Consider the following 12,544-nt stretch of genomic DNA (forward strand, 5'->3'; position numbering starts at 1 on the left):
GCAGGCCCCGCGTCAGGCGCCGTGCGCTGCCGGCTCGACTGAATCGCTCGCCTCCGGCGTCTTGATCCGGAACCAGGCGACATAGAGCGCCGGCAGGAACAGCAGGGTCAGCACGGTGCCGACGATGATGCCGCCCATCATCGCATAGGCCATCGGACCCCAGAACACTTCGCGCGCGATCGGGATCAGCGCCAGCGAGGCCGCGGCTGCTGTCAGCATGATCGGCCGCATGCGGTGCTCGGTCGCCTCCATCACGGCCTCCCATGGCGGGCGGCCTTCGTCGCGCAGATGCTCGATCTGCACGATCAGGATCACCGAGTTGCGGATCAGGATGCCGATCAGCGCGAGCACGCCGAGGATGGCGACGAAGCCGAGCGGCGCACCGCTCGGCAGCAGCGCCGCGACGACGCCGATCAAGGCCAGCGGCGCGACCGCGAACACCAGGAACAGGCGCTGGAAGCTCTGCAACTGCAGCATCAGGATCGTGGCCATGGTGAACAGCATGATCGGAACGACCGCGATGATCGGCGCCTGGCTCTTGGCGCTCTCCTCGACGCTGCCGCCGGTGACGACCTGATAGCCGGCCGGAAGCCTGGCGTTGAACGCCGCAAGGGCGGGCTTGAGCTGATCGACCACCGTGTTCGGCTGTACCTGATCGATGACGCTGGCCTTCAGGGTCAGCGTGGGCTGCCGCGAGCGGCGCCAGATCTCGGGCTGCTCGATCTGGTAGCGCAAGGTCGCCAGCGCCGCGAGCGGGATCGACTGGCCGTTCGAGCCCGACAGCTGCAGGTCGCGCAGGGTCTCCAGCGATTGCCGCTCCTTGGCCTGGGCGCGGCCGCGCACGTCGATCAGATAGATGTCGTCGCGCACCTGGGTGATCGAGGTGCCGTCGAGCACGCCGTTCAACGCGTTGGCGATGTCGGAGGACGTGACGCCGAGCTGGCGGGCCTTGTCCTGCAGGACGTCGACCTTCACGACACGCGCCGGCTCCATCCAGTCGAAGATGACGGCGCCGAGATGGCTGTTGCCGCGCATGACGCCGGCGAATTCCTGCGCTGTCTCGCGCACCTTTGCGACATCAGGCCCGCTGACACGGTACTGCACGGGGCGGCCGACCGGCGGGCCGATGTCGAGCAGGTGCACATAGGCGTCGGTGCCGGGGAACGTCTTGGTGAGATAGGCCTGCAGCTTGGCGCGGGCGCGGTCACGCGCCTCGAGGCTCTTGGTGACGATGATGATCTGGCCGAACGAGACGTCGGCGGGCTGCACGTCGAACGACAGCACGAAGCGCTGCGCGCCGGAGCCGACATAGGTCGACCAGTGGTCGATGTCGGGATCGCCCTTCAGCGCCTCCTGTTCGAACTTCGCCATCTGCGCGTTGGTCTCGGCGATCGAGGAATTCTGCGGCAGGTTGAAGTCGATCACCAGCTCGGTGCGGTCGGAGGAGGGGAAGAACTGCTGCTGCACGAAGCGCATGCCGAACACCGACAGGCCGAAGATCAGGACCGTGGCGACGATCGTGGTCCAGCGGTTGCGCATGCAGGCATTGAGCATGGCGCGAAAGATCCGCGTCAGCCGGCCGCCTTCGGCATGGTGACTCGGCAAGGTCGCGGGCAGGATGGTGACGCCGAGCAGCGGCGCAAACAGCACGGCCACGATCCAGGACACGACGAGCGACACGGCGATCACCACGAACAGCGTGAAGGTGAACTCGCCGGCGGCGCTGCTGTTGAGGCCGATCGGAATGAAGCCGGCGACCGTCACCAGCGTGCCCGTCAGCATCGGGAACGCCGTCGAGGTGTAGACGTAGGTCGCGGCCTTGCGCAAGGAGTCGCCCACCTCGAGCCGCGCCACCATCATCTCGACCGCGATCATGGCGTCGTCGACCAGCAGGCCGAGCGCGATGATCAGCGCGCCCAGCGAGATGCGCTGCAGCGAGATGCCGGTGTAGGCCATGAACAGGAAGGTGATCGCGAGCACCAGCGGAATCGAGATCGCGACCACGAGGCCGGCGCGGACGCCGAGGCTGACGAAGGAGATCGCGAGCACGATGATGACGGCTTCGTACAGCGCCTTGGTGAAGCCGCCGACCGCTTCCTCGACGATCTTGGGCTGGTCCGAGACCAGATGCACGCCGACGCCGACCGGCAGATCGGCCACGACCTTGGTCATCTCCTCTTTCAGCGCCTCGCCGAAATCGAGCAGGTTGGCGCCGGCCTTCATGCCGATGGCAAGCCCGATCGCGGGCTGGCCGTTGAAGCGGAACAGCGAGGTTGGCGGATCCTCGTAGCCGCGGGTGATGGTGGCGACGTCGGTGAGCGGGAAGAAACGGTCGTTGATGCGCAGGTTGATCGCCTTGAGGCTCTCCTCGGAGGTGAACTGGCCGGAGACGCGTACCGCGACCCGCTCGGGGCCGGCCTGCAGCACGCCGGACGGCGACACCGCATTCTGCGCCTGCAGCGCGTTGAGGATGGTGCGCTGGTCGATGCCCAGCGCGGCGACCTTGCGCGGCGAGAATTCGAGATAGATCACCTCGTTCTGCGCGCCGACGATGTCGACGCGGCCGACATTGGGCACGGTCAGCACCTTGGCGCGGACCTCCTCGACGCGGTCGCGCAACTGGCGCTGGCTGAGGCCATCGCTGGTGAAGGCGTAGATGTTGCCGAACACATCACCGAAGCGGTCATTGAATCCCGGCCCGACGACGCCGGACGGAAAGTCGCCCTTGATGTCGTTGATCAGGTTGCGCACCTGCAGCCAGGTCGGGACGACGTCGCGCGCCTTGGTCGTGTCGCGCAGGTTGACGAACACCGTGGTCTGGCCGGGCACGGTCAGGCTCTTGGTGTAGTCGAGCGCCGGCAGCTCCTCGAGCTTCTTCTCGATGCGGTCGGTGACCTGCCGCGTCATCTCCTCGGCGGAGGCGCCGGGCCATTTGGCCTGGATCAGCATCGTCTTGATGGTGAAGGACGGATCCTCCTCGCGGCCGAGATGCACGTAGGAGAAGAGGCCCGCAGCCATGAAGGCGATCATGAAATACCAGACGAGCGAGCGGTGCTCGAGCGCCCAGTCGGAGAGGTTGAAGGACTTCACGGCTGAGATTCCTGATCGATGCGGACGGACTGGCCATCCTTGAGACTGTGCACGCCGGCGGTGACGACACGCTGCCCGGGTTCGAGGCCGCCGGTGACGCGGATGCTGCCGTCCTCGTTGCGGGCGACCATGATCTCCTGGCGCTTGACCGAGTTGCTGGCGTCATCCACCAGCCAGACGAAGCTCTTGCCGTCCTGCTCCAGGATCGCCGTCGACGGCAATCGGATGACGGTCCGTTGCTCGGTGTTCACGGTCGCGGTGACGGTGGTGCCGAGCCGCATGGTTTCGGGCGGGTTGTCGAGCGTGATGCGGACGCGACGCGTGCGCGTCGTGGCGTCGGCGCGCGGCGCGATCTCGCGGACCTTCGCGGTCGTGCTGATGGTCGGATCGACCTGCAGCCGCACCGTGAACGGCGTACCGACCTGCAGCGCGCCCGCAATGTCGTCGCCGACGTCGATGACCGCCTCGCGAATGTCGGGCCGCGCCACCGTGACCACGCTTTGGCCGGGCGAGACGACCTGTCCGACTTCCGCGCCGACGGCCGTGACGATGCCGGCGAAATCGGCCTTGAGCTGGGCGTAGCCGAGTTGCTCGCGCGCCTTGGCGAGGTTGGATTGCGCCTTGATCACGGAGGCCTGGGCGGCCGCACGCGACTGCTCGGCGCTCTCCAGCGTCGCCTTGGTGGTGGCGTCGGTTTCCAGCAGGGTGCGCTGCCGGCCCTCGGTGCCGGTCGCGTTGGTGAGCTGCGCCTGGCTGCGCGAGACCTCGGCGGCCGAGGCGCGCACGGCGAGTTCGAGCGCGGCGGGATCGATCGCCGCCACGACCTGGTCCTGTTTGACCATGTCGCCGACATAGACGGGCCGCGCGATCAGGCGTCCGAGCACGCGGAAGCTGAGATCGGCCTTGTAGCGCGGCTCGATCGTGCCGGTGACCGTCGAGACGTTGGCCGTCTGCCGTTCGACCTTCATCGACAGCACCGGCCGGACCGGATCGGGAGCGGCGGCCTTCTCGTTGCAGCCGGCGAGCAGAGCGAGCGCGCCGAGCGGAAGAACACAGCGCATCGGCGTCATCACGACCGCTTCTCCTCGTTGAATGTGATCTGTTGGCCGACGCTGAGCAGCTTGCCGCCGTCGGTCACGACGCGGTCTCCCGGTCGCAGCCCGGCCGACACCACGATCGCGCCGGTCTCATAGTCCTCGATCGTGATCGGCTTCAGCGACACCGTCTTGTCGCCGTCATCGACCAGCCAGACTGCCGGCGTCTTGCCGGCGGCGGTCAGCGCGCTCCACGGCAGCACGATGCGCTGCTCCGGCTTGATGAAGCCGGTGGCGCTGACGGCGCTGCCGAGGATCATCTCCGGCGGCGGATTCTCGATCGCGATCTTGACGCGGACGGTGCCCGACTTCGGATCGATGGTCGGCGAGACCTCGCGTACGGTGCCCTTGGCCGTGACCGAGGGATCCGACAGCAGCGCCAGCGCGACCTTGCTGTCGTCGAATTTGAGCGACAGCGCGGCTTCGTAGACGTCGATGACCGCGTCGCGGTCGCCGTCATGCGCGAGCGTGAACACGGACTGCGCGGCCTGGGCGACCTGCCCGACCTCGATGTTGCGCGCGGTGATGGTGCCGTCCGCGTCGGCGCGGAGCTCGGTGTAGGTCAGGGCGTCCTTGGCGGTGTCGCGCTGGGCCTTGGCGGCCTCCAGCGATCCCTCCGCCGTGCGCAGCGTCTCCTGGGCCTGGTCGAAGGTCGCGCGCGTCGTGAAGCCGCTCGTGATCAGCGTCTGCTGGCGGTTGAAATTGGAGGTTGCGACCTTCACCTGCGACTCCGCGGCCGCCACGGCGGCCTCCGCGGAATCGAGATCGGCCTGCTGCTCGGCCGGATCGATCCTGGCGAGCAACTGGCCGGCCTTGACGTGCGCGCCGACCTCGACGAGCCGCTCGGTGACGCGGCCGCTGACCCTGAACGACAGGTCTGCGAGCACCCGCGCCTGCACGTCGCCGGTCAGCGTGATCGATTGCCGGCGCTCCGACAGCTTGACCACCTCGGTCCGCACCATCCGGGACGGCGGAGCGGTTGCGGCCGTCTTCTGCTCGCAGCCGGCCAGCAGCAGGCCGACGGCAGCGCAGCCGGCCGCGGCCAGCAGGCGTGAGCCCGGTGCCCGAAGGAAAGAGGATCCTGTGAATGGAGACATGGTCGTATCTTCGGTCCGGTTGGGTGGTGGCGATCATTCCCGTCCTGCCGCGCAAGCACGCAGGGACCGGAAAGCACCTGTTGGTCGTCAGCAGCCCGCAAAACCCGCCCGCCGTTGCAGGCAAGCAGGTTCACGCGAAAGTTGAACACCGTCCTCTTGACAGTGCGTGAATTAGACAATCAAATCTAGAATAATTCGTCTAGTAACATTCTCGTGGCGGTTTCGAATTCCCCCTGTGCGGGTTGCCCGGGCGCTCCCGTTGGGACATCGGCCATCGCTGCCGCCACGGTGAGCCAAGGCATGACGCGAACGTGCGACGTAAAGCTGCGACCGACCTGAATGCCCCCGCCCACACGACATCCCGTGCGCCGCGCCAGGCGCGTGGCCGTGAGCGCCGCGAGCAGTTGCTCGACGCAGCCGCCGCCATCATCGCCGAGTCCGGGATCGCTGCCGTCAGCATGCATGCCGCGGCCCAGCGCGCCGGTGCGTCGATCGGCTCGGTCTATCACTTCTTCCGCGACAAGGATCAGATGCTCGACGCGCTCGCCGAGCGTCATGATGCCGAGCTGCAGCCGGCGTTCGACCGCGTGGTGCAGCGAAGCGATGCGGAATGGGCGGCGATGTCGCCGCCGCAGGTCATCGAGCAGTTGATTGGCTGGGCGATCCGCTACTTCGTTCGCCACCCCGATGCGCTGGCGACGCTCGATCTGCACGACCAGACCATGCACGCCGAGTTCAGGGTCGTCATCGACCGCGTCATGCGCGCCAGGCTCGGCGACGAACTCGGCAGGCAGGCGGCCACGACGCTCGATGCCGTCGTGCTCGGGACACTGCTGTTCACGCGCGAGCAGGATCCGCGCAGCCGCGATGTCGTCGTCGCAGCGCTGCCCGAGATGATGGCTACCTATCTGAGCGCTCTCGAGGCGAAGCGGAAGCGGACGTAGGGATGAGGTACAGCCGGCGTATCGAGGCGATCAGCGCGGCGATTTGAACGGCCACGTGCTGCTCTTCCGATGTGTCGCCACCGAGCACGGCGTCGTCGCGTCCGCAATCGGCTGGTTCGGAAGGATGATCTGGTCGTCGCCGTTCCAGCGGTCGAACTCGTAGCACCATTGCTATTCTCCGATGTGCGGTATCCCTGTTCGTCAGCGCGCGATCGCCAGACGGAGAATCCCCTCATCGCGCGGGTTCGGCCGGCGATGGCGTGTCGACATGATCCATCGTCGTCATCGACAGCGGCTGCGTTTCGTCGACGCGAGCGGAGCGATCGCTGCGATGTGCCAGCCGTCGCTCGCTGCTCCGGTCGCGCCTGATGACGATCCCTTCGACCAGCCGGGCCACGACGCCGACCACGGCAAAGCTCAAGAGCAGCGAGATGCACAGCAGCCCCAGATAAAGCTTCAGTACCGAGCTTGCGAAGCAGGCAAGCGCGATGAGCGCGACAATGGCCAGCCGGCCTTTGACGGAGATCGACATGATGGGGCGTTTCGCTGAGAGCTGATTGTGGGCGCCACTCTAGCGCCATGTTTTCTGCAGCCAAGCCGCGTCCCAACGGGTGGTAAATTTTGCCGCAAGCTCATGACGACAATCGGATGTGCTCCAGCTCAATCGTCGTCGCATGCATCGCAGTTCAACTCCGCGTTGCGAAAATCCGGTTGTCCTTGTGCCGGCTTCACGCAATCGTCGTGGGGAACCGAGCGAGCATCCATTGTCGCGCGCGCGATGAGCGGAGCTGTCAGCCGCACAGCGAAGCGCTTGCGGGCCGCAGCGCAACTAACTGCGCTACCATCGAGACATGGCGGCGCATTGCGCGGACCGCGCTGGCGCGCCTTTGCCCGCCCCACAGACTGCCTCGGGGAGGCAAAGCAGCGGTCGTCATGCCGGCGGCAACTGCGACCGCTATTGCGCACCGGCCCACGCCGCGAGCACGGCGCGCTCCTCGCCGGTGATCTCGGTGATGTTGCCGGGCGGCATGGCGCTCGACCACGCGGCGTTGCGTGCGATCAGCCGCGCGTTGCGCTGGATGTCGTCGGCAGTGTCGAGCCGCACGCCCCTGGGCGCCGTGACGATGCCGTCCCATACGGGCTCGGCGGCGTGGCACATGCTGCAGCGGGAGGTCACGATCTCCTCGACCTGCGCGAAGCGTGGCGGCGCGCTCGTGGCCGCCTTGGCGTCGCGAGGGCCCGCTGCGGACAGCAGCAGGATGCCGATCATGCCCGCGGCTGCGACGCCCCACACCCACCATGGCGACGGATGACCCTTGTGACGCTCGTTGAAGAAATGGCGGATCACCGGGCCGAGCGCGAGCACGATGGCGACGATCGCCCAGTTGTAGCGGGTGCCGAACAGGAGCGGATAGTGGTTGCTGATCATCAGCACCACCACCGGCAGGGTCAGATAGTTGTTGTGGACCGAACGCTCCTTGCCGGCCTTGCCGAGCCTGGGGTCCGGCGCTTGGCCTGCGAGCAGCGCGGCGACGATCTTCTTCTGGTTGGGGATGATCACGGCAAACACGTTGGCGACCATGATGGTGCCGATGATCGCGCCGATCTGGTTGAAGGCGCCGCGGCCGCTCAGCACATGGGTGAAGGCGTAGGTGAGCGCGACGAGAAAGACGTAGCCGCCGATCGCGAACGGCAGCTCCTGCCGGGCGAGGCCGCTGCGGCAGGCGGCCTCGTAGAGCAGCCACGCCAGCGCCAGCGAGCCGAAGCTGAACAGGCCGGCCTGGAGGGGCGTGAGGTCGAGGATCGACTTGTCGACCAGGAACAGGTCGGCGTTGAGATAGTACACCACGATCATCAGCACGAAGCCGGATAGCCAGGTGGTGTAGGCCTCCCATTTGAACCAGGTCAGCTCGCTCGGCATCTGCGCCGGCGCCACCAGATATTTGACGATGTGGTAGAAGCCGCCGCCGTGCACCTGCCAGGCCTCGCCCATCACGCCCGTCGGCAGGCCTTGCCGCGGCTTCAGGCTGAGATCGAGCGCGATGAAGTAGAACGAGCTGCCGATCCAGGCGACCGCGGCGATCACGTGCAGCCAGCGGAAGATCAGGCTCAGCCATTCCGATATGATCGAGGCCCACATCGCGCGCTCATCTCCTTCGACAGGGCAAGTCCAGAGCCGAGTGCCTGCGTCTCATCTGTGGCATCGATCGCATCTGATTTCCAGCACGTCGCTGTGGCAGTCGGTGCACAACAGATTAGCTGCCATGTGCGCGTGACGCAGTGGACTCCGGCGGCGCGATTGCGTTCAATGTGGCGGTCTGACAAGCGGGACGGGGCGGGATGACGAGACTGGTTCTGATCATGCTGGTGCTGGGACAGTTCGCTGGTGTGCCTCTGGCGATGGCGCAGACCGCCCCCAAGCAGAGCACGGCCAAGCGCGCCGATGCCTGCGCGCCGATCGGACGCACCGAGGACGGCAAGCTGGTCTATGCGATGAAATGCGAGAGCATCCCGAAGCCGGTCGCTCCCGCCGCCCCGCCACAGGCGGCCGCCCAGCCGTCGGAGCCGGCTGCGGAACCAGAGCCCGAGACCCAGCGGAGCGGGCTGTTCGGCTGGTCGTACGATCGCCGACCCAAGCCATAGCGCAGCCGTTTCCCCAGACCGCCTCATTCGCCGAACTTTTCCTGCAACTGCGGAAACAGCCGGTCCGGCTTGAACGGCGCGGCCGTGAAGCGGATGCCGGTCGCGGCGCGGATCGCGTTACCGAGCGCGGCGGCGACCGGATTGTACGGGCTCTCGCTCATCGACTTCGCCCCCAGCGGGCCGATCGTGTCGTGGGTATCGGCAAACAGCACCTCGGTGCGCGGAACGTCGGCATAGGACGGCAGATGATAGTCGCGGAAGCGCGGATTGATCACGCGGCCGGTGCCGTCGATCACGATCTCCTCGTACAGCGCGGCGCCGAGCGCTTGCGCCACGCCGCCCTCGATCTGGCCGCGGCACTGCATCGGGTTGGCGACCTGGCCGGCGTCCGCGGCCTGGACGCTCTTGAGGATCCTGACCTCTCCGGTCCCCTTGTTCACGGCGACACGAAAACCCTGGACGTTGAACGCGACCGAGCGCGGCGTGCCCTGCGAATTACCGCTCGCGGTGAGCGGCGCGCTGCTGGCCTTGGCGAGTTCGGCGAAAGCGAGACGATGTGCGCCACAGGTGATTGCATCATCGGCGATCACGCAGGCGCCGGGAGCGACGTTCCACCTGTCGGAGGCGAACCGCTTGATCGTCTCGGCCAACGCCTCCGCCGCCGCCTGGGTCGCGCGTCCCGCGACGAAGGTGCCGGTCGAGCCATAGGCGCCCGTGTCGTGGCCGCCATGGGCGGTGTCGGACTGTCTGAGGCTGATGCGATCGACGGTGGTACCGAGCACGGTCGCGGCGATCTGGCGATGCACCGTGCTGGTGCCGTTGCCGAACTCGGCGGTGCCGACGGTGAGCACGAAGCCGCCGTCGTCGCGCAGGCTGATCACGGCGTCGGCGAAGTGGCCGTCGGGCGGCACGGTGTCGATCATCGTCAGCGCGATGCCGTCGCCCTTCAGCCACTCGGCCGACAGCTCCGGCGTCGGCGTGGCCTCGGCCATGGCGCGCTCGACCAGATCGAGGCACTGGTCGAGCCCGTAGGAGCCGTACAGCACGTCGCTATGCCCGGATGCCGGCGGCGCCAGCATGGGATCTCCGGGCCTGATGATGTTGCGGCGTCGCATCTCGAACGCGTCGATGCCGAGCTGCCGCGCAAGCTCGTCGATCGCGGCTTCGACCGCGAAGGTGGTTTGCGGCAGGCCGTAGCCGCGATAGGCGCCGGCCGGCACCGTGTTGGTATAGACGGCGATCCCGTCGACTTTCTTGTTCGGACAATTGTACACCGAGATCGACTCGGCGCAGGCATGGAACAGCACGGGCCCGGCGTGATTGCCATAGGCGCCGGTGTTGGAGAGCACGTCGAGCTGCAGCGCCGTCAGCTTGCCATCCTTGTCGGCCCCGGCCTTGACGGTGACGCGCATCGGATGCCGCGTCGAGGTGGCGATGAACTGCTCCTCCCGGGTGAATTCGAGCTTCACCGGCCGCCTTGTCTTCAGCGCCGCCAGCACCAGGATATCCTCGACGAACATCTCCTGCTTGCCGCCGAAGCCGCCGCCGACGCGCTCGCAGAACACGCGCACCTTGTCGGGCTTGAGGTCGAAGATCTCGCACAGCGCCCGCTTCGTCAGGAACGGCACCTGTGTGCTGGAACGCAGGGTGAGCACGCCGTCGTCGTCGAGCCAAGCGAGACCGCCATGCGTTTCCAGCGCGGCGTGCTGCACGCGCTGCGTGGTGAAGGTGCGTTCATAGCTCGCGGCGGCCGACGCCAGCGCGGCGGCGACGTCGCCGAACTCGCCGTGGGTCTCGGCGACGATGTTGCGGCCGACGTCGGCGATGCGATGTTCGCTGCCGCGGCCGGCGTGGACGACAGGGGCACCCGGCGCCATGGCGGCTTCGGGATCGGTCACGGCGTGCAGGATCTCGTAGTCGATGACAAGGTGCCGGCAGGCTTCCTCCGCCGCAGCCTCGGTTTCGGCGACCACCGCCGCGACCTTCTGGCCGATGAAGCGGACGACGTCGTCGAGCACGCGGGTGTCCGCCGGATCCATCCAGGCCTGCTCATGGCGCGCGGTCGAGAACAGCGTCGCCGGCGCATCCTCGTGCGTCAGCACGGCATGCACGCCAGGTACTGCCAGCGCGGCCCTCTTGTCGATGCCGACGATGCGCGCATGCGCGTGCGGCGAGCGCGCGAGCTTGACGTGCAGCAGGCCGTCGATCGTGGTATCGAAAGTATAGCGCGCCCGGCCGCGCACCACGTCGGGGCCGGCAGGGGCGGGCAGGCTGCGCCCGAAGGCTTCGCCGGCCGCGACCTGCTCGACGTGAACGTGGCCGAGCAGCGCGTCCTCGATGGCGCGATAGCCGGTGCAGCGGCACAGATTGCCCTTCAGCGCCGCGCCGAGATCCTTCTTCTGCGCCTGATTCAGCGAGGCACAGGTGACGATCATGCCGGCGGTGCAGAAGCCGCATTGGAACGCCTGCGCATCGAGGAAGGCCTGCTGCATCGGATGCAGGTCGTCATCGGCGGCGAGACCTTCCACGGTCGTGACCGCCTTGCCCTCGGCGCGAAAGGCGGGGATCAGGCAGCTATGCACCGGTTCGCCGTCGAGCAGCACGGTGCAGGCACCGCAGTCGCCGGCGTCGCAGCCCTTCTTGACGCCGAAATGGCCGGTGTCGCGCAGAAAGGTCCGCAGGCATTCTCCGGCGCGCGGCGCGGTGTCGACTTCCCTGCCATTGACGATCACGCTCATGGCCTGAAGTCCGCGAGCTCGGCGCGAATCTCCTCAGCGAGGCGCAGGGTCATCGCCTTGCGCCAGGCAGGCTTGCCATGAACATCGTCGTGGTACGACGCATCTGGAATTCCGACGAGCAGGCCGGCGCGCAACGTGGTCGCGTCGGGCATGCTGGCAAAGCGCAGTTGCTGCGGCTTAATGGTCGATCCGGTCACGGTGAGCAGCAGGTCGCCGTCGCGGCCCGACGTGCCGATCAGCAGTGCGCCGGAGCGCCCGACCGGCGTCAGCGCGATCTGGCGGAAAGCGCCGCGGCGCTTCAGCGCGGCCAGCGGAATGTCGATCTGCCGCAGCAGATCGCCGGGCGCGAGCACATTGCTGTTGTTGCCGGTGACGAAATCGGCGACGGGGACGCGCTGCTCGCCTCCGTCATTCTTCCATATCAAGCAAATGCCCTCGAGCGCGGCGAGCAGCGAGATCATCGGCCCGGCCGGCAGCGACATGCAGAGATTGCCGCCGACGGTCGCCGTCTTCCAGATCTTGAATGAAGCCAGGAACGCGCGGCAGCATTGATCGATCAACGGCGCCGCGACCCACTCGGCCGGGCAGGACAGCCCGTCCAGCGCGGCGACGCTGCAGGTCGCGGCGATGCACAGGCCCTGATCGCTGATGCCGAGAGGCGTCCAGGCGAGATCGCTGAGATCGATCAGCCGCGACAGGCGCGCCTGCGGTTCCGAGAACAGCCACGTGCCGCCGGCCAGCCAGGCGTCGCCTGCCTGCCAGGCGGGCAGTTCGGCCCGCGTTCTCGGGCGCACGACCTCCGTGATGGTGTTCAGGTCCATGGTGATGCCAGCTCGTGGGCGCAGCCTGTCGCGGGTGGAATCCTTGCAAGACCAGCGCCAACTGGCAATAGGATGACGCTGGCCTTCCGCTTGCAAGCTACCGGCACATGCAAGCGC

9 protein-coding genes are annotated in these 12,544 nt (G+C 67.3%); 2 read left to right on the forward strand and 7 right to left on the reverse strand.

Going from position 1 to position 12,544, the window contains the following annotated elements:
* Nucleotides 1–12: 12 nt before the first annotated feature.
* From ACQR1X_RS00440 to ACQR1X_RS00450, 3 genes are read right to left on the reverse strand one after another with little or no spacing between them, the layout of a single operon-like run.
* Nucleotides 13–3,090 carry an efflux RND transporter permease subunit gene (locus tag ACQR1X_RS00440; RefSeq protein ID WP_316238388.1) on the reverse strand — a complete coding sequence of 1,026 codons (3,078 nt, stop codon included), beginning with the start codon at nucleotides 3,088–3,090 and terminating at the stop codon, nucleotides 13–15.
* Nucleotides 3,087–4,163 (reverse strand): efflux RND transporter periplasmic adaptor subunit, encoded by a 1,077-nt coding sequence (locus ACQR1X_RS00445; protein WP_434863842.1) that lies wholly within the window; start codon nucleotides 4,161–4,163, stop codon nucleotides 3,087–3,089. Before ACQR1X_RS00445 ends, ACQR1X_RS00440 begins: the two co-directional genes overlap by 4 nt.
* Nucleotides 4,160–5,281: an efflux RND transporter periplasmic adaptor subunit gene (locus tag ACQR1X_RS00450; protein WP_316217588.1), complete on the reverse strand. Its 1,122-nt coding sequence runs from the start codon at nucleotides 5,279–5,281 to the stop codon at nucleotides 4,160–4,162. The genes ACQR1X_RS00445 and ACQR1X_RS00450 overlap by 4 nt, the downstream gene beginning before the upstream one ends.
* 311 nt (nucleotides 5,282–5,592) lie before the next feature.
* Between ACQR1X_RS00450 and ACQR1X_RS00455 the strand changes: the two genes are divergently transcribed.
* A complete protein-coding gene (locus tag ACQR1X_RS00455; RefSeq protein WP_434863843.1) occupies nucleotides 5,593–6,225 on the forward strand; it encodes a TetR/AcrR family transcriptional regulator in 633 nt (210 codons plus the stop codon).
* 232 nt (nucleotides 6,226–6,457) lie between these two features.
* On the opposite strand, the gene ACQR1X_RS00460 is transcribed toward ACQR1X_RS00455, so the two are convergent.
* Together ACQR1X_RS00460 and ACQR1X_RS00465 are read right to left on the reverse strand one after the other, a co-directional pair.
* On the reverse strand, nucleotides 6,458–6,757 hold the full coding sequence (locus ACQR1X_RS00460; protein WP_315804397.1) for a hypothetical protein: 300 nt from the start codon (nucleotides 6,755–6,757) through the stop codon (nucleotides 6,458–6,460).
* 423 nt (nucleotides 6,758–7,180) lie between these two features.
* On the reverse strand, nucleotides 7,181–8,365 hold the full coding sequence (locus ACQR1X_RS00465; RefSeq protein WP_434898125.1) for a urate hydroxylase PuuD: 1,185 nt from the start codon (nucleotides 8,363–8,365) through the stop codon (nucleotides 7,181–7,183).
* A gap of 200 nt (nucleotides 8,366–8,565) precedes the next feature.
* On the opposite strand from ACQR1X_RS00465, the gene ACQR1X_RS00470 reads away from it, so the two are divergent.
* Complete coding sequence (locus tag ACQR1X_RS00470) at nucleotides 8,566–8,868, forward strand: hypothetical protein (protein WP_315804399.1); 303 nt, start codon at nucleotides 8,566–8,568, stop codon at nucleotides 8,866–8,868.
* Nucleotides 8,869–8,891: 23 nt separating this feature from the next.
* Here ACQR1X_RS00470 and ACQR1X_RS00475 read toward each other — a convergent pair whose 3' ends face one another.
* Both ACQR1X_RS00475 and ACQR1X_RS00480 read right to left on the reverse strand, forming a co-directional pair.
* Complete coding sequence (locus ACQR1X_RS00475; protein ID WP_434898126.1) at nucleotides 8,892–11,606, reverse strand: molybdopterin-dependent oxidoreductase; 2,715 nt, start codon at nucleotides 11,604–11,606, stop codon at nucleotides 8,892–8,894.
* Entirely contained in the window at nucleotides 11,603–12,427 is an 825-nt protein-coding gene (locus ACQR1X_RS00480; RefSeq protein WP_434898127.1) for an FAD binding domain-containing protein, read from the reverse strand. The genes ACQR1X_RS00475 and ACQR1X_RS00480 overlap by 4 nt, the downstream gene beginning before the upstream one ends.
* Nucleotides 12,428–12,544 lie beyond the last annotated feature (117 nt).

The organism is Bradyrhizobium sp. HKCCYLRH3073, assembly GCF_051167995.1.
Classification (GTDB): Bacteria; Pseudomonadota; Alphaproteobacteria; order Rhizobiales; family Xanthobacteraceae; genus Bradyrhizobium.